The organism is Mesorhizobium sp. M1B.F.Ca.ET.045.04.1.1, from assembly GCF_003952465.1.
Lineage (GTDB): Bacteria > Pseudomonadota > Alphaproteobacteria > Rhizobiales > Rhizobiaceae > Mesorhizobium > Mesorhizobium shonense.
Genome location: NZ_CP034448.1, coordinates 143,410 through 160,702, shown reverse-complemented (window position 1 = coordinate 160,702; position 17,293 = coordinate 143,410). Strand labels below are relative to the sequence as shown.

General features: G+C 65.2%; 16 protein-coding genes. 11 read left to right on the top strand and 5 right to left on the bottom strand.

The features are described 5' to 3' along the window. The first annotated feature begins 13 nt into the window (after window positions 1-13). From EJ071_RS00735 to EJ071_RS00720, 4 genes are read left to right on the top strand one after another with little or no spacing between them, the layout of a single operon-like run. Complete coding sequence (locus EJ071_RS00735) at window positions 14-1,081, top strand: ABC transporter permease (RefSeq protein WP_126096360.1); 1,068 nt, start codon at window positions 14-16, stop codon at window positions 1,079-1,081. After that, window positions 1,078-1,998 (top strand): nickel transporter permease, encoded by a 921-nt coding sequence (gene nikC, locus EJ071_RS00730; protein ID WP_126096359.1) that lies wholly within the window; start codon window positions 1,078-1,080, stop codon window positions 1,996-1,998. Before EJ071_RS00735 ends, nikC begins: the two co-directional genes overlap by 4 nt. A gap of 10 nt (window positions 1,999-2,008) precedes the next feature. Continuing rightward, a complete protein-coding gene (locus EJ071_RS00725) occupies window positions 2,009-2,869 on the top strand; it encodes an ABC transporter ATP-binding protein (RefSeq protein ID WP_126096358.1) in 861 nt (286 codons plus the stop codon). After that, a complete protein-coding gene (locus EJ071_RS00720) occupies window positions 2,866-3,612 on the top strand; it encodes an ABC transporter ATP-binding protein (protein WP_126096357.1) in 747 nt (248 codons plus the stop codon). Before EJ071_RS00725 ends, EJ071_RS00720 begins: the two co-directional genes overlap by 4 nt. A 198-nt stretch (window positions 3,613-3,810) precedes the next feature. Here the strand turns inward: EJ071_RS00720 and EJ071_RS00710 are convergent, their stop codons facing one another. From EJ071_RS00710 to EJ071_RS00700, 3 genes are read right to left on the bottom strand one after another with little or no spacing between them, the layout of a single operon-like run. Continuing rightward, window positions 3,811-6,909 carry an efflux RND transporter permease subunit gene (locus tag EJ071_RS00710; protein ID WP_126096356.1) on the bottom strand — a complete coding sequence of 1,033 codons (3,099 nt, stop codon included), beginning with the start codon at window positions 6,907-6,909 and terminating at the stop codon, window positions 3,811-3,813. Beyond that, on the bottom strand, window positions 6,909-7,982 hold the full coding sequence (locus EJ071_RS00705) for an efflux RND transporter periplasmic adaptor subunit (protein WP_126096355.1): 1,074 nt from the start codon (window positions 7,980-7,982) through the stop codon (window positions 6,909-6,911). The genes EJ071_RS00710 and EJ071_RS00705 overlap by 1 nt, the downstream gene beginning before the upstream one ends. Next, window positions 7,979-8,962 carry an efflux RND transporter periplasmic adaptor subunit gene (locus tag EJ071_RS00700; RefSeq protein WP_245460398.1) on the bottom strand — a complete coding sequence of 328 codons (984 nt, stop codon included), beginning with the start codon at window positions 8,960-8,962 and terminating at the stop codon, window positions 7,979-7,981. Before EJ071_RS00700 ends, EJ071_RS00705 begins: the two co-directional genes overlap by 4 nt. Between EJ071_RS00700 and EJ071_RS39125 the strand changes: the two genes are divergently transcribed. Further along, window positions 8,952-9,179 carry a hypothetical protein gene (locus tag EJ071_RS39125; RefSeq protein WP_245460145.1) on the top strand — a complete coding sequence of 76 codons (228 nt, stop codon included), beginning with the start codon at window positions 8,952-8,954 and terminating at the stop codon, window positions 9,177-9,179. The genes EJ071_RS00700 and EJ071_RS39125 overlap by 11 nt on opposite strands. A 240-nt stretch (window positions 9,180-9,419) precedes the next feature. Further along, window positions 9,420-10,697, top strand: coding sequence for a 4-aminobutyrate--2-oxoglutarate transaminase (locus EJ071_RS00695; protein WP_126096353.1), 1,278 nt, complete (start codon window positions 9,420-9,422; stop codon window positions 10,695-10,697). An 18-nt stretch (window positions 10,698-10,715) separates the two neighbouring features. Here the strand turns inward: EJ071_RS00695 and EJ071_RS00690 are convergent, their stop codons facing one another. Together EJ071_RS00690 and EJ071_RS00685 are read right to left on the bottom strand one after the other, a co-directional pair. Beyond that, window positions 10,716-11,963 carry an FAD/NAD(P)-binding oxidoreductase gene (locus EJ071_RS00690; RefSeq protein WP_126096352.1) on the bottom strand — a complete coding sequence of 416 codons (1,248 nt, stop codon included), beginning with the start codon at window positions 11,961-11,963 and terminating at the stop codon, window positions 10,716-10,718. A gap of 165 nt (window positions 11,964-12,128) precedes the next feature. Further along, on the bottom strand, window positions 12,129-12,320 hold the full coding sequence (locus tag EJ071_RS00685; protein WP_126096351.1) for a hypothetical protein: 192 nt from the start codon (window positions 12,318-12,320) through the stop codon (window positions 12,129-12,131). A 72-nt stretch (window positions 12,321-12,392) separates the two neighbouring features. Here EJ071_RS00685 and EJ071_RS00680 point away from each other — a divergent pair, with 72 nt between their 5' ends. The 5 genes from EJ071_RS00680 to EJ071_RS00660 all read left to right on the top strand — a co-directional run bounded on the left by EJ071_RS00680 (window position 12,393) and on the right by EJ071_RS00660 (window position 17,292). After that, the gene (locus EJ071_RS00680; RefSeq protein WP_126096350.1) at window positions 12,393-13,709 is read left to right on the top strand and encodes an imelysin family protein; all 1,317 of its coding nucleotides are present in this window, start codon (window positions 12,393-12,395) and stop codon (window positions 13,707-13,709) included. A 127-nt stretch (window positions 13,710-13,836) separates the two neighbouring features. Continuing rightward, window positions 13,837-14,148 (top strand): (2Fe-2S)-binding protein, encoded by a 312-nt coding sequence (locus EJ071_RS00675; protein ID WP_126096349.1) that lies wholly within the window; start codon window positions 13,837-13,839, stop codon window positions 14,146-14,148. Further along, on the top strand, window positions 14,114-14,599 hold the full coding sequence (gene bfr, locus EJ071_RS00670; RefSeq protein WP_059184973.1) for a bacterioferritin: 486 nt from the start codon (window positions 14,114-14,116) through the stop codon (window positions 14,597-14,599). The genes EJ071_RS00675 and bfr overlap by 35 nt, the downstream gene beginning before the upstream one ends. 12 nt (window positions 14,600-14,611) lie before the next feature. Further along, window positions 14,612-16,213: a di-heme oxidoredictase family protein gene (locus EJ071_RS00665; RefSeq protein WP_126096348.1), complete on the top strand. Its 1,602-nt coding sequence runs from the start codon at window positions 14,612-14,614 to the stop codon at window positions 16,211-16,213. Beyond that, complete coding sequence (locus EJ071_RS00660; protein ID WP_126102431.1) at window positions 16,213-17,292, top strand: imelysin family protein; 1,080 nt, start codon at window positions 16,213-16,215, stop codon at window positions 17,290-17,292. Before EJ071_RS00665 ends, EJ071_RS00660 begins: the two co-directional genes overlap by 1 nt. Window position 17,293: the final 1 nt, after the last annotated feature.

Below are 17,293 nucleotides of genomic sequence, written 5' to 3'. Positions count from 1 at the left end.
TCGGACGCGCCGCGTGAGCATAGCTGAAAACCAGGCGGCGGCCGGGCGCGGCAGCGCCCGCGCCGTGGCCATTTTATCATCGATCGGCCGCTTCCTGGTCATCGCGGTGACGACCTATCTCGGTCTTCTCGCGGTGACCTTCTTCATCGGCCGCGTCATCCCGATCGATCCGGTGCTGGCCGTGCTTGGCGACCGGGCGCCGACCGCCGTCGTCGAGCGCACGCGCCGCGAGATGGGGCTCGACCTGCCGCTGATCGAACAGTTCTACATCTATGTGAAAAGCGCGCTTCGCGGCGATTTCGGCACCTCGGTGCTGACCACCAATCCGGTGATGTCCGACATCCGCCGCGTCTTCCCGGCGACGATCGAGCTCGCAACGCTGGGCACGATTATCGGCGCCGTCATCGGCGTGCCGCTCGGTGTGCTGGCGGCGGTGCGGCGCGGCAGCCTCATCGACCAGATCGTGCGCATCATCGGCCTGATCGGCTATTCCGTGCCGATCTTCTGGCTCGGGCTTCTCGGGCTCGTGCTGTTCTACGCCAAGCTGCAATGGGTCGCCTTCCCGGCGCGGCTCGACGTCGTCTACGAATACACTTTCACGCCGATCACCGGCTTCTATCTCCTCGACGCAGCGATGCAGGGGCAGTGGGACGTCTTCTACGACGCCTACCGCCACATCATCCTGCCGGCTTCGCTGCTCGGCTACTTCGCGCTCGCCTATATCAGCCGCATGACGCGCTCCTTCATGCTGAACGAGATGGCGCAGGAATACATCGTCGCCGCGCGCGCCAAGGGCCTGTCGGAAACGCGCATCATCTGGGGCCATGCGCTGCGCAACGCCGCGGTGCCGATGGTGACGGTGATCGCGCTGTCCTATGCCAGCCTGCTCGAAGGCTCGGTGCTGACCGAAACCGTCTTCTCCTGGCCGGGCATCGGGCTCTACATCACCAACTCGTTGCAGAATGCCGACATGAATGCGGTGCTCGGCGGCACCATCATCATCGGCTCGGTGTTCATCGGCATCAACCTTCTGTCCGATTTGCTCTACCAGCTGCTCGACCCGAGGACCAAGGCCGGATGAGCGCGGAAACAGCTTTATCCAGGCGCGAATGGCTGCTCAGCGAGCGGCCGGCATCGCGCATGCAGGCAAGGCTCGGCCGGGCCTATGTCGCGTGGCGGCGTTTTTCAGCCAACCGGCTGGCCCTTGTCGGCCTGCTGATCATACTCGCGCTGGTGGCGGTTGCCGCCTTTGCCGATGTGCTGGCGCCCTATTCGCCGACCGTGGGTGACCTGAAGAATGCCCGCTTGCTGCCGCCGGGCGCCGCGCACTGGTTCGGCACCGACGACCTTGGCCGCGACATCTATTCGCGCATCGTCTACGGCTCGCGCTGGACGCTCTACGTCGTCATCCTCGTCGCCATCATTGCGGCTCCGATAGGTTTGCTCGTCGGCACTGTCGCCGGCTATGCCGGCGGCTGGACCGACGCTATCCTGATGCGCATCACCGACATTTTTCTCGCCTTCCCGAAGCTGGTGCTGGCGCTGGCCTTCGTGGCGGCGCTTGGCCCCGGCATCGAGAACGCGGTGCTGGCGATCGCCATCACCTCCTGGCCGCCATATGCGCGCATCGCGCGGGCCGAGACGCTGACGGTGCGCAACTCCGACTACATCAAAGCCGTGCAACTGATGGGCGCCTCGCCCTTCCGTATCGTGCTGCGCCACATCATGCCGCTTTGCATCTCCTCGCTGATCATCCGGGTGACGCTCGATATGGCGGGCATCATCCTCACCGCCGCCGGCCTCGGCTTCCTCGGCCTCGGCGCGCAGCCGCCGCTGCCCGAATGGGGCGCGATGATCGCGTCCGGCCGCCGCTTCATCCTCGACCAGTGGTGGGTGGCCGCGGCACCAGGCGCCGCCATCCTCATCGTCAGTCTCGGCTTCAACCTGCTCGGCGACGGTTTGCGCGACGCGCTCGATCCCCGGAGTGGTGACCAATGAGCGACGACCGATGAGCGGCAATCCAGATAGGCAGCAAAAAGGCACGCTGCTCGACGTCGAAGATCTGCGCGTCACCTTCCCGACGCGTACCGGCGTCGTGCAAGCCGTGCGCGGCGTCTCCTTCTCGCTCGGCCGCGAGCGGCTCGGCATTGTCGGCGAGAGCGGCTCCGGCAAGTCGCAGACCGGCCGTGCCATCATGGGCCTGACCCCGCCGCAGGCTATAGTTTCGGCGAAGAAGCTCGGCTTCGACGGCATCGATCTGCTCTCCATATCGCCGGGCCAGCGCCGGGCGCTGCGGGGAAACCGCATCGCCATGATCCTGCAGGATCCGAAATACTCGCTCGATCCGGTGATGACCATCGGCCGCCAGATCGTCGAAACGCTGCGCACGCACGAAAAAGTCTCCAAGGCCGAGGCGCGCGAGCGGGCGCTGGAGATGCTGCGGGCGGTGCAGATCCGCGACCCGGGCCGGGTCTTCGACCTGCATCCGCACGAGGTCTCCGGCGGCATGGGCCAGCGCGCCATGATCGCCATGATGCTGATCGCCGGGCCGGAGCTGATGATCGCCGACGAGCCGACCTCGGCGCTGGACGTCACCGTGCAGCTCGACGTGCTCAACATCCTCGACCGGCTGGTCGCCGAGCGTGGCATGGGCCTGATCTTCATCTCGCACGATCTGCGCCTGGTCTCCTCATTCTGCGACCGCGTCGTCGTCATGTATGCCGGCAAGGTGGTCGAGCAGCTCAAGGCCTCCGAGCTGCGCGACGCCCGGCATCCTTATACGCGCGGCCTGCTCAATTGCATGCCGCGGATCGGTTTCGAGCGCCATCCGCTGCCGGTGCTCGACCGCAAGCCGGAGTGGGCGGCATGACGGCAGCGCTTTCCGTCGAAGGGCTGGAGGTAGTCTTCGACCGTTTTCGCGCGCTCAAGGGCGTGAACCTCGAAGTGCGGGAAGGCGAATCCTACGGACTGGTCGGCGAAAGCGGTTCCGGCAAATCGACGCTGCTCAAGGCCATCACCGGCCTGGCGCCGGTCGCTTCGGGCACCATCACCGTCAACGGCAAGAGCCTGGGCAAAACCCGCGACAAGGCCTTCTACCGCGAGGTGCAGATGGTCTTCCAGGATCCCTACGGCTCGCTGCATCCGCGCCAGACCGTCGACCGGCTGCTGCAGGAGCCTTTAGCCATCCACGGCATCGCCGACGGCGAGAAGCGCATCGAGCGCGCGCTGGATGAGGTCGGCCTCGGCAAGGGCTTCCGCTTCCGCTACGCGCACCAGCTCTCCGGCGGTCAGCGCCAGCGCGTGGCGATTGCCCGCGCGCTGATCCTAGAACCCTCGATCCTTTTGCTCGACGAGCCGACCTCGGCGCTCGACGCCTCGGTGCAGGCGGAGGTGCTTAACCTGCTCGAAGAGGTGCGCCGGCGGCGCAAGCTCACCTTCCTGATGGTCAGCCACGACCTCGCCATCATCACCCATATGTGCGAGCGGCTGATGGTGATGCAAAACGGCGAGGCGGTGGAGACGCTGACCGCGAGCCAGCTGATCGGGCATCGGGTGAGCGAGGATTATACGCGCAATCTGCTCAGGGCGAGCGAGGGGTTTGTGCGGGTGTAGTTTTATACGTCGCGATCCTTCACACCCCCCTCTGTCCTGCCGGACATCTCCCCCGCAAGGGGGGAGATCAGCAGTTCTTGCGCCCCGCTCTATCCTGCAACGTTGGTGATTGGCAAAACCCGCCGAGCGCTCAATCTCCCCCCTTGCGGGGGAGATGGCCGGTAGGCCAGAGGGGGGTGTGAAGGATCGCGACGCAAGTCATGTTGCCGCCTCTTCTCCCTCCGGCAGCGCTTCGTTCTGCACGCCTTCCCCGCCTTTCGGCTCCTTGATCCGGAACCACGTCACATAAAGCGCCGGCAGGAACAGCAGCGTGATCGCGGTGCCGGCGATGATGCCGCCCATCATGGCGTAGGCCATAGGCCCCCAGAACACTTCGCGCGCGATCGGGATCAGCGCCAGGCTCGCCGCCGCGGCCGTCAGCGCGATCGGCCGCATGCGATGCTCGGTCGCCTCGATCACGGCCGCCCAGCGGTCCTTGCCCTCGGCGACGAGGTCTTCGATCTGCACGATCAGGATGACCGAGTTGCGGATCAGGATGCCGATCAGCGCCAGCACGCCGAGGATGGCGACAAAACCGAGCGGCGCGCCACTTGGCACCAGTGCCGCCACCACGCCGATCAGGCCGAGCGGCGCCACCGCCACCACGAGGAACAGGCGCTGGAAGCTCTGCAACTGCACCATCAGGATGGTCGCCATGATGAACAGCATCAGCGGAACGACCGCCGCGATCGGGCCCTGGCTGTTGGCGCTTTCCTCGACCGAGCCGGCGGTTTGCACCGAATGGCCCGGCGGCAGCTTGGCGATGAAGGCGTCGACCGCCGGCTTCAGCTCGTTGACGACCGTCGCCGGCAGCACGTCGCCGACCAGGCCGGCGCGCACGGTGATCGTCGGCGTGCGGTTGCGCCGCCACACCGTCGGCTGCTCGAGGTCGTAGCGGAAGTTGGCGATTGCCGCCAACGGGATCGACTCGCCGGTGCCGGTCGGCAATTGCATGTTCTGCAGCGTCGAGATCGAGCTGCGGTCCGCCTCGCGCGAACGCGCCACCACATTGATCAGATAGGTCGCGTCGCGCACCTGGGTGATCGTCGCGCCGCCGACCGTGCTGTTCAGCGCACTGGCGATGTCGGATGAGGTGATGCCGAGCTGGCGCGCCTTGTCCTGCAACACGTCGACCCTCAGCACGCGCTGCGGCTCGTTCCAGTCGAAGGTCGGCGCGCCGAGCTTCGGATTGGCCGAGATGATGCCGGCGAATTGCTGCGCCAGCTCGCGCACGGTCTGGATGTCGGGTCCGCCGACGCGGTATTGCACCGGACGCCCCACCGGCGGCCCGAGCTCGAGCGGCTTGACGAAGGCGTCGGTGCCGACGAACTCCTCGCGCAGCAGCTTCTCCAGCGCCGGCTTGACCCGGTTGCGCGCCTCGATGCTCTTGGTGACGATTACGGTCTGGCCGAAATAGGGATTGGCCGGCTGCACGTCATAGGCAAGCAGGAAGCGCACCGCGCCCTGGCCGATATAGGACGAGAAGTGGTCGATGTCGGGATTGCCGACCAGCGCCCGCTGCTCGAAGCGCTCCATCTGGTCGCGCGTCTCGGCGATCGAGGCGTTCTGCGGCAGGTTCCAGTCGACGATCAGCTCAGGCCGGTCGGAGGGCGGGAAGAACTGCTGCTGGACGAGGCCGAAGCCGGCGATCGAGGCGGCGAACAGAAGCACCGTCGCGATAATGGTCAGCCAATGACGGCGCACCGAGAGGACGAGTACGCGCCGGAACATGGAGGTGAATCGCCCCGGCTGGTCGTGGTGCTTGGCCTTCATCGTCGCCGGCAGGATGGTGACGCCGAGCAGCGGCGCGAAGAGCACGGCGACGATCCATGACACCAACAGCGACACCGCGATGACGACGAACAGCGTGAAGGTGTATTCGCCGGCAGCGCTCGAGTTGAGGCCGATCGGGATGAAGCCCGCGACCGTCACCAGGGTGCCGGTCAGCATCGGGAAGGCGGTGGACGTGTAGACATAGGTCGCCGCCTTGCGCAGGTTGTCGCCGACCTCCAGCCGCGCCACCATCATCTCCACCGCGATCATGGCGTCGTCGACCAAAAGGCCGAGCGCGATGATCAAGGCGCCCAGCGAAATGCGCTGCAGCGAGATGCCGAGATAGGCCATGACGGTGAAGGTGATGGCCAGCACCAGCGGGATCGACAACGCCACGACGAAGCCGGCGCGCAGGCCAAGGCTGATGAAGGAAACCGCGAGCACGATGGCGACCGCCTCGAACAGCGCGCGGGTGAAGCCCGAGACGGCTTCCTCGACGATGACCGGCTGGTCGGCCACCAGATGCACGCCGACGCCGACCGGCAGATCGGCCAGCACCTTGTTCATCTCCTCGTGCAGCGCTTCGCCGAACTGCAGCAGATTGGCGTTGGGCTTCATGCCGATGGCGAGTCCGATCGCGTCCTGGCCGTTGAAGCGGAACAAGGCCGTCGGCGGGTCGACATAGCCGCGCCTGATCGTCGCCACGTCGCTCAGCCGGAAGAAACGGTCGTTGACGCGCAGGTTGATGGCGCGCAGGCTCTCTTCGGAGGTGAACTGGCCGCCGACGCGCACGCTGATCCGCTCCGGTCCGGACTGGATGACGCCCGACGGGGTGATCGCGTTCTGCGCCTGCAGGCTGGCGACGATCTGCTGCTGGTTGAGGCCGAGCGCGGCGATCTGGCGGGAAGAGAATTCGAGATAGATCGCTTCGTCCTGGGCGCCGACAAGATCGACCTTGCCGGCGTTCGGCACCGTCAGGATCTTGGTCCGGACATCCTCGACATAGTCGCGCAGCTGGCGCGGTGTCAGCCCGTCTGCGGTGAAGGCATAGATGTTGCCGTAGACGTCGCCGAAGCGGTCGTTGAAGAACGGCCCCTGCACACCTTGCGGGAACTGCGACGCGATGTCGTCGACCATGTTGCGCACCTGCAGCCAGGTCGGCACGACGTCGTGCGCCTTGGTGTTCTGCTTCAGGTTGACGAAGATGACGGTCTTGCCCGCGGTGGTGACGGATTTGGTGTAGTCGAGGCTGTCGAGCTCCTCGAGCTTCTTCTCGATGCGGTCGGTCACCTGGCGCACTGTCTCGTTGACCGAGGCGCCCGGCCAGTTGGCCTGGATCAGCATCGTCTTGATGGTGAAGGCGGGGTCTTCCTCGCGGCCGAGGTTGAGGTAGGAGAAGATGCCGGCCACCACGAAGACCAGCATGAAATACCAGACCAGCGAGCGGTGGCTGAGCGCCCAGTCGGAGAGATTGAAGCCTTTCATCAGACCCCTCCCTCCGGCACTTTGACCTTCTGGCCCTCGCTCAGGCTGTGCACACCCGCGGTGACGACGCGCATGCCGGCCTCGAGCCCCGACGCCACGGTGAAGGTGCCGCCATTCTTCGCTGCAATCCTGATCTCGCGCGCGCTCACGCTCGAGGACTGCGGATCGACGATCCAGACTTTCTCGGCGCCGTCCTTTTCGAGCAGCGCCGACATCGGCAGCGTGATGGTCGGCGCGACCTTGGTCATGCGGGTCGCGGTGATCGTCGAGCCCAGCCGGAACGCCGACGGAGGGTCGGTCAGCGTCAGCCGCACGCGGCGGGTGCGGGTCGAGCCTTCGGCCTGCGGCGCGATCTCGCGCAGCTTTGCCTCCGTCGTGATGGTGGGCAGCGACTGCAGGATGATCTGGAACGGCGTGCCGACGGTGAGCTCGCCGGTCAGTTGGTCCGGGATGTCGACCACCGCCTCACGCGGATCGGTGCGCGCCACGGTGACGACGGTTTGTCCAGGCGAAACAGTCTGGCCGACCTCGGCGCCGACCGCGGTGACGACGCCGTCGAAATCGGAAAACAGCCGGGCATAGCCGAGCTGCTCCTGTGACTTGGCCAAAGCGGCATTCGCCCGGTCGACCCCGGCCGCGGCCGCTTGTCTCGCCTGCTGCGCGGCGTCGAACACGGCCTGCGAGGTGTTGGCGGAAGCGAGCAACTGGCGCTGCCGATCTTCACTGGCTGCGGCATTGGCAAACTGCGCCTGGGCGTTCGACAAATCGGCTTTCGAGGCCTGGACGGCAAGCTCCAGCGCCGTCGGATCGAGCGCCGCGATCGTCGTCCCCTTGCTGACGATGTCGCCGACCTTGACGTCGCGCGAGACGACGCGGCCAAGCAGGCGGAAGGAAAGGTCGGCGCTGTATTGCGGTTCGACCGAGCCGGCGAAGCCGAAGGTCTCGACGGTCTTCGCTTCGACGACCATCGACAGCACCGGCCGGATGATCTCGGGCGGCTTCTCCTCCGAGCGCGAGCAGGCGGCAAGCGATGCAATGAGCAGGAGGGCGGCAGTAAGCGGTAGCCGATTCATTGGCTCACTCCTGCGATCTCGATCGTCTGGCCAGGACTGAGCAACTGCCCGCCCGCGGTGACGACGTTCTGGCCTTCTTGCAGCCCCTTCTCGACGACGACCACGCCGGAATCGAAGGCGAGCACCTCGATCGGCGTCGTCTCCACCGCCTTGCTCGACGGATCGACGACCCAGACAGCCGGCTTGCCGGCGCTGGACGTCAGCGCCTGCCACGGCAGCAGGACGGCCCTCACCGCCTTGGCGCTGACGGTGCCGATCACGGCGGCGCCGAGCGGCATGCCGGCGGGCGTGTCAGGGATGCCGACCTTGACCCGGATCGATCCCGATGCGGTGTCGACCGCCGGCGAGATTTCCCGCACCTTCCCCACCGCCTTGACCTGCGGGTCGGAGAGCAGCGTGATCGTCACCGCCGGCGACGACGGTGTTCTGGCAACGAGCGTCTCGTGCACGTTGAAGACGGCATCGCGGTCGCCGTCCTCGGCGATGGTGAAGACGGTCTGCGCCGCCTGCACCACCTGGCCGGCCTCGACCTGGCGCGCGGTGATCACCCCGGCGGCACCCGACTTGAGCTCGGTGTAGGAAAGGTTCTCCCTGGCGTTGGCCAGAGCGCTTTGCGCGGCGTCGACGCTGCCTTGCGCGACTTTCAGCGTCTGGTCGGCGGTATCGAAGTCGCGCCTGGTCGTGAAACCCTGCGAAAGCAGCGTCTTTTGCCGTTGGTAGGTGGCCGCTGCCTGGGTGAGCTGCGCCTGCGCCGCGTCGAGATCGGCCTGCGCTGAGCGCAGGTCCGATTCCTGTTCCTGCGGATCGATGCGGGCAAGCACGGCGCCCTTGTCGACATGCTGGCCGACATCGACCAGCCGTTCGGCGACGCGGCCGCCGACACGGAACGACAGATTGTTCAGCGTCCGGGCCGCGATCACGCCGGTCAGCGAGGTCCTTGGCGCGTAATCGGCAAGCGCGACCGTCTGCGTGGTCACCATCACCGGCAGTTTCTTTTCCGCCGCCTGCTGTTTCTGGCAGCCGGCGACGGAGAGGGTGGCGGCGCAGGCCAGCAGCAAAAAGACATTTGAACGAGACAGGAGGCTGGGCGGCGAAGACGGCAAGGCGGACGATGTCGCGTTCCTGCTCATGGTTCCCCTCAGCCCGCAGGGAGCCGCTCCTGATGGCGGCACGTCGCGGATAAAAGAGGATAATTGATCGGCGGGAAAAGGAAACCATTTCCGTACGTTCATCGCCGGCCTGTTTAAGATCGATTTCTATCTTTTTGTTGGACGCAATTCAGCACGGAAAACCGCTTCACACTTTTCCTGGAATTGCTTTTAGGGCAGGCCCAATCGACCGGGCCAATGTGCCGACTTGAGGAAAACCTGAAATAAGGTCAGAAGAGGCTTTGACGGCTTCAAAAACAGAACGGGCGCTTGCCCGATGAGGGATGAGATGAAGAATTCAGCCATTTCCGAACGCAAGAATCAGTCGATCTCGCGCGGCGTCGGCATGACCACGCAGATCTACGCTGACCGCGCCGAGAATTCGGAAATCTGGGATGTCGAGGGCCGCCGCTACATCGACTTCTCGTCGGGCATCGCCGTGGTCAACACCGGCCATCGCCATCCGAAGGTCATCGAGGCGGTCAAGGCGCAGCTCGACCGCTTCACCCACACCTGCCACCAGGTCGTGCCCTATGAGAGCTATGTGCGGCTGGCCGAGCGGCTGAACGGCATGCTGCCCGGCAAGTTCGACAAGAAGACGGTCTTCGTCACCACCGGCGCCGAGGCGGTCGAGAACGCCATCAAGATCGCCCGCAACGCCACCGGCCGCCAGGCAGTCATCGCCTTTTCCGGCGGCTTCCATGGCCGTACCTTCATGGGCATGGCGCTGACCGGCAAGGTCGTGCCCTACAAGATCGGCTTCGGCGCCATGCCGGCCGATGTCTTCCATGCGCCGTTCCCGGTCGCGCTGCACGGTGTCTCCGTCGCCGACTCGCTCGCCGCGCTCGACAAGCTGTTCAAGGCCGATGTCGACCCGGGCCGCGTAGCCGCCATCATCGTCGAGCCGGTGCAGGGCGAGGGCGGCTTCTACGAGGCGCCGCGCGATTTCATGACGGCGCTGCGCAAGATCTGCGACCAGCACGGCATCCTGCTTGTCGCCGACGAGGTGCAGACCGGCTTTGCCCGCACCGGCAAGATGTTCGCCATGGACCACCATGACGTGGCGCCCGATCTCACTACCATGGCCAAGAGCCTCGCCGGCGGCTTCCCGCTGTCGGCTGTCACCGGCCGCGCCGAGATCATGGACGCGCCCGGCCCCGGCGGCCTTGGCGGCACCTATGGCGGCAGCCCGATCGGCGTCGCCGCGGCCCATGCGGTGCTCGACGTCATCGAGGAGGAAAAGCTCTGCGACCGCGCCAATGCGCTGGGTGCCAGGCTGAAGCAGAGGCTGGAATCGATCCGCGACGACGTGCCGGAGATCGTCGACATCCGCGGCCCGGGCTTCATGAACGCCGTCGAGTTCAACGACGTCAAGAAAGGCCTGCCGTCGGCCGAATTCGCCAATGCGGTGAGGTTGAAGGCGCTCGACAAGGGCCTCATCCTGCTCACCTGCGGCGTCTACGGCAACGTCATCCGCTTCCTGTCGCCGATCACCATCCAGGACGGCGTCATGACCGAGGCGCTGGACATTCTGGAGGCATCGATCCGTGAGGCCCGTGCCGTGTAAGTGCGGCGCGCTTCAACCTTAGCCCGTCGCCCTGGCGGGCTCCTGGAACGCTGCGAGCGCCGCCTTCAGCGCGTCCGGTCCCGCCGCGACCGTCTGCGGCGCGGGCGAGAAGCCGGCGCCGAGCATCCTGCGGCCAAGCATGTGGTCGGCCGGGCGGTTGACGGATTCGATGCCGAGCAGCCGGTTGCCGGCATAGTGGTAGATCGAGAACTTGTTCTCGGCCGGCTCGCCCAGCACGACATGGCTGTCGCCGCCTTGCGTCAGCCCGACCATCTGCAGCTTCATGTCGCCGATATCCGACCAGAACCACGGCATGGCGGAGAAGGGCTCGGCATGGCCGAGGATGGTGCGCGCGGCAAGCCGCGCCTGGTCCGTGGCATTCTGCACCGATTCCAGCCGCACGTCGCCGCCGGTGAACCAGTGGCGGTAGGAGGCGGCATCGCCGACAGCGAGGATTTCGGCGATAGAGCTCTGCATATGCTGGTCGACGCGGATACCGTTGCCGATCGTGACGCCGGCGGCTTCCGCCAGCTCGACATTGGGCACCACGCCTATGCCGATGATGACCATCTGCGCCCGCAGGCGCTCGCCGCTCGAGGTGATCGCGGCCGAGACGCGGCCGCCGTCGCCTTCGAGGCGGGAAACCGTGGTTCCTGTCATGATGCGCACGCCCATCGCTTCCAGGCGCTGGCGCACATGGGCCGCGATAACCGGCGCGACGGCACGGCCGAGCAGCCGGTCGACGGCCTCGACGACGGTGACCTTGCGGCCGGCGGCCCGTAGCGTCGCCGCGATCTCCAGCCCGATGAAGCCGCCGCCGAGGATGACGACGTCCTCGCTCTCAGCGCTCAACTCGCGGATCAGCCGCGCGTCGGCCAGAGAGCGCAGCGACACCACACCGGCGAGTTCCGTGCCGTCGAGCTTGAGGAGGCGCGGCCGCGAGCCGGTCGCGAGCACCAGCCGGTCGAAGGAAATCGTGCCGCTGCCCGCTACGTCCAGCCTGCGGGCGCCGGCATCGATCCTGTCGATCCGCACACCCGGCCGGTAATCGATGGCGTTGCCCGAATAGAAGGCTTCGCCGCGCAACGGCTGCGGCTTGGCTTCGGCATCCTTGATGAAGGTCTTGGACAGCGGCGGCTTGTGATAGGGCAGCTCGTTTTCGTCGCCGACCAGGACGACCGGTCCGTCATAGCCTTCCTCGCGCAGGCTTGCGGCTGCCTGGACGCCGGCATGGCCCGCACCGACAATCACCACCCCGTTCTTCATCTCAGTCCTTTTTGTCCTCAAATCTAGGATCTTCCGGCAGGTGGCGATTGTCTGCCGCCGCCGCAAGAGCCTTGATCCGGGTCGCACCCAGAATGGCCGCCTGTCAATCCGGATGTTCGGCGCCTTCGCTGGGTTTAAAGTTGATAATTGCAGTTTAGAATAATTCTAAACTGTTGTTTCAATTGAATTTTCTCTGGCGAACCAGTTGACTTCCAGCCGCTCCGCCGCTTTATGGAGGGCTGCGCTCCCGGCGCATTCCTTTGATGTCTGGGCCTTGAACCCTTTCGATTGGAGGCATTTCGGTGTCTTTTGCTGATTGGCCGCGCCGTCGCGTGGCACCCTTGCCTTTTCGGCCATTCGTGCTCGCGCTGGCGCCGTTCGCCGGCGGCCGCATTTCTATGTCATTGAATTTCTGAGGAGATGGGATTGATGAAAGCGATAATTTCGCCACGGATTGTCACGCCACGTTGGGGCAGCAGGCTTGCCGCGATCGGCGCCACCGCGGCGCTGACGGCCGCCGTGTTCGTGCTGCCGGCGAAAGCCGAAACCGACGCGAAGGCGGTGATCAAGACCTATGCCGACATCGCGCTGGCCAAGTACGAGGACTCGCTGACCACCGCGCAGGCGCTCGACAAGGCCGTCGATGCGCTCATCGCCACGCCCTCGGCCGAGACGCTCAACGCCGCTCGTGAGGCCTGGAAGGCGGCGCGCATCCCCTACCAGCAGACGGAGGTCTATCGCTTCGGCAACAAGATCGTCGACGACTGGGAAGGCCGGGTGAATTCCTGGCCGCTGGACGAAGGCCTGATCGACTATGTCGCCAAGAGCTACGGCACGGAGTCGGACGAGAACGCGCTCTATACGGCCAATGTCATCGCCAACAAGGAGATCGAGATCAACGGCAAGAAGGTCGATGCCTCGAAGCTGACGCCGGAATTCCTGTCCGGCACGCTGCAGGAGGCCGGCGGCGTCGAGGCCAATGTCGCGACCGGCTATCACGCTATCGAATTCCTGCTCTGGGGCCAGGACCTGCACGGCACCGGACCCGGCGCCGGCGAGCGTCCTTATACCGACTACGATCTCAAGAACTGCACCGGCGGCAATTGCGACCGCCGCGCGCAATATCTGAAATCGGCGAGCGATCTGCTGGTCTCCGACCTGCAGGAGATGGTCAACGACTGGAAGGAAGATGGCGCTGCTCGAAAGAATCTCGTCGATGGCGAGACGAACGCCGGCATTTCGACAATCTTCACCGGCATGGGCTCGCTGTCTTACGGTGAACTTGCCGGCGAGCGCATGAAGCTCGGCCTCCTGCTGCACGACCCGGAGGAGGAGCATGACTGCTTCTCCGACAACACCTACAACTCGCATCTCTACGACGCCGTCGGCATCCGCGCCGCCTATCACGCCAGCTACACGCGGCTAGACGGCACGGTGGTTTCCGGCCCGTCAGTCTCCGACATGGTGAAGGCGGCCGATCCGGCCATCGGCAAGGAACTGTCTGACAAGCTCGACGTGACGGTCGCCAGGATGGAAGCGATCAAGGCGCGCGCGCTGGCCGGCGAGGCCTATGACCAGCAGATCGCCGAGGGCAATGCGGAAGGCAACGCCACGGTGCAGGCCGCGATCGACGCGCTGATCGACCAGACCAAGTCGATCGAGCGCGCCGTCGGTTCGCTCAAGCTCAACGCCATCGCCTTCGAGGGATCCGACAGCCTCGATGCGCCCGACAAGGTGTTCAAGTAAGCCAAGGTGTTCAAGTAGGACCGGGGCATGATCCCAAAAAGTGGAAGCCGGTTTTTGGCCAAGATCATGCCCGATTGAGAAACAAGCCAAACGGCGCCGGAGCGGCGCCGTCAGCCAGAGCAAGTAAATGCTGATCTGCCATTGCAACATCATTACCGAAAAGGAGATCGAGCAGACGATCATTGGTCTGCTGGATGAAGATCCCTGGCAGCTTATTGTGCCGGCCAAGGTCTATCATGCCATGCACAAGCGCGGCCGCTGTTGCGGCTGCTTCCCAAATGTGGTGGAAACGATCATTCGGGTCACCGAGAACTACCACGCCCGTTCAGAGCGGAGCGGCGCGGACCTCGTTTCACACCTGGACCGCGTAAGAGGCTTGCGGGTCCAATACGGGAGCAGATTCCATGAAAGGCGAACCGCAGATCATCGAGCGGCTTAACGAAGCCCTGTTTCTGGAGCTTGGGGCCGTCAATCAGTACTGGGTCCACTATCGTCTGCTCGAGGACTGGGGCTACACCAAGCTCGCAAAGAAGGAGCGGGCGGAATCGATCGAGGAGATGCACCACGCCGACCGGCTGGTGGCCCGCATCATCTTCCTCGAAGGACATCCGAACCTGCAGTCCGTCGCGCCGCTGCGCATCGGCCAGAACGTCAAGGAAGTGCTCGAATCCGATCTCGCCGGCGAATATGACGCGCGCACCTCCTACAAGCGCTCGCGCGAGATCTGCCAGGAGGCAGGAGACTATGTGTCGATGAAGTTGTTCGAGGACCTTTTGTCCGACGAGGAAGGCCATATCGACTTCCTGGAGACGCAGCTCGACCTGCTTGCCTCGATCGGCGAGGAAAAATACGGCCAGCTCAACGCCGACTCGGCCAACGAGGCGGAGTAAGGACATGCGGGAATGCGGCGCCCCGTAAACCTTTCGCGCCGCACGCGGCGGGCCGAAGTTGATGGCCTGCCGCTTCAGGAGGACCTGCGATACCGGATTTGTCGCGGGGTTTTGCTCCCGCTGGCAATCATGCTTGCTACATCGACCTCACCTGGCGAGCCGTCCGGTCTGCCGACCAGCCGCACCGATCTGACGCCGAAAGATCAGGCGCGGGTGCTGGCGGTCACCCGGCCGACCACGGATTTCTCCAAGCCCGAGCCGTTCGAGCTGATGCAGGGCGGCGCCGGCACGTCGGAGAAGGACGTCAACCGCGACGCCTTCTCGCAGTCTTCCGCCAACATCACTTTCGAGGAAGAGGCGACCTTCAAGCTTGGCAACGCGCTTTTCCGCAAGAACTGGGTGTCGTCGCCGTCGTCGACCCAGGCCTCTGATGGGCTCGGCCCGCTGTTCAACGAACGCGCCTGCCAGAACTGCCACCTGAAGGACGGGCGCGGACGGCCACCGGAAGGCGGCATCGGCTCCACGTCGATGTTCCTGCGGCTGGCGCGCGACGCAAGCAATGCCGAAGAGAGGGCAGCGCTTGCCGACCACAAGGCGCTGAACTTCCCCGATCCGGTCTACGGCTCGCAATTGCAGGATCTTGCGGTTCCAGGCCTCAAGAGCGAAGGCCGCATGCGCGTCGATTATTCGGAAGAGAAGGTCACGCTCAGCGACGGCGCCGTCGTTTCGCTGCGCAAGCCCAGCTACTCTGTCGAGGATCTGGGCTATGGCCCGCTCGATCCACGCACCACTTTGTCGCCGCGCCTGACGCCGCCGATGATCGGCCTCGGCCTGATCGAGCAGATCGCGCCCTCCGACATCCTCGCCCATGCCGATCCGGACGATCGCGACGGCGACGGCATTTCGGGCCGGCCGAACATCGTCCGCGACGCGTTGAGCGGCGAACCGACGCTTGGCCGTTTCGGCTGGAAGGCGCAGGCCGCATCGATCCGCCAGCAGGCCGCCGATGCCTTTGCCGGCGATATCGGCATCTCGACGCCGGAGGAGCCGAAGCATTGGGGCGACTGCACCAGGGCTGAGAAGGATTGCCTTGCCATGCCGGATGGCGTGCAGCAGCGTCTGGGCACCGCGGAAGCGCCGCCCCCGGTCATGGACCTCGTCACCTTCTATTCGCAGAACCTTGCGGTGCCGGCCCGGCGCGACCTCGGCACACGGCAAGTTCTTGCCGGCAAGAAGCAGTTCTATGAGATGGGCTGTATTTCCTGCCACACGCCGAAATTCGTCACCATGCGAGGCACGCCCAATAAGGCGCAGGCGTTCCAGCTGATCTGGCCCTATTCCGACTTCTTGCTGCACGACATGGGCGAGGGCCTTGCCGACGGGCAGCGTGTGGGGGAAGCGAGCGGCAGCGAATGGCGCACGCCGCCGCTATGGGGCATCGGCCTGACCGCGACTGTCAACGGCAACAGCTTCTATCTGCATGACGGGCGGGCTCGAACCCTCGCCGAGGCGATCCTGTGGCATGGCGGCGAGGGCCGGAAGGCGAGCGACCGCTTTGCTGGCGCCGCCGCCGCCGACCGTGATGCGCTGATCAAATTTTTGGAGTCGCTATGATGTCGAAACGCCTGGCAGCCGCGCTTGCTGTTCCCCTGTTTCTGGCTGCTGCATGGCCGGCCTCGGCCGCGGTCAAAGCCTCCGACGTCATCGGGCGCGCGATCGACGGCTTCGTGCGCCCGGCCTATGCCAGCCTCGACGATCATGCCGCGAGCCTGACCAAGGCGATGCAGCAGCTTTGCGATGTCCCCTCCCGGCAAAATCTGGACGCGGCGCGCGCGGATTATTCGGCTACGGTCGAAGCCTGGTCGGTGGCCGAGATCATCGCCTTCGGGCCGATCAAGGAAAACAACCGGCTGGAGCGCATGCTCTATTGGCCGGACCGCAAGAGCATCGGTTTGAGGCAGGTGCAGGCGACGCTCGCCGCGAAAGACCCTTCCGCGACGGTTCCGGCGCAGTTGGCGGGAAAGAGCGTCGCCATGCAGGGGCTCGGCGCGCTCGAATATGTGCTGTTCGGCGACGGCGCCGAAACGCTTACCGGGAAGAACGAACCCTATCGCTGCGCCTATGGCGCTGCCGTCGCCGGCAACATCGAGGCGATCGCCGGCGAGGTTCGCGACGCCTGGAGCAAGCCGGACGGCTTCGCTTCACTCTGGGCCAATCCGGGACCGAAGAACCCGCTCTATCGCGATGGCACCGAAGCGGTGACGGAACTGGTCGGCGTTTTCATCAACGAGCTGGAAATGATCCGCGACGTGCGGCTCAAGGGTTTCCTTGGCGCGAAACCTGACGCAGACAAGCCGAAGCAGGCGATTTACTGGCGCTCGCAAAACACGACGAGCTCTCTGGCCGGGAACCTGTCCGGCATCGACCAGTTGTTCCAGGCCTCGAAGCTCGGCGATGCGCTGCCTGGCGATGCGCGGTGGATGGCGGAATCCATCCACATCCAGCTCACCAATGGCGTGGCGACGGCGAAGTCCGTCACCGGTCCGATCGACAAGGCGCTTGCCGATCCGGCACTGCGCGGCAAGCTCGAGCACTTCGCGCTGATCACCTCCAGTCTTTCGACGCTGATCGGCACCAGGATGACCGCCGAGTTCGGCCTGACCGCCGGCTTTTCCTCGCTCGATGGGGATTGAT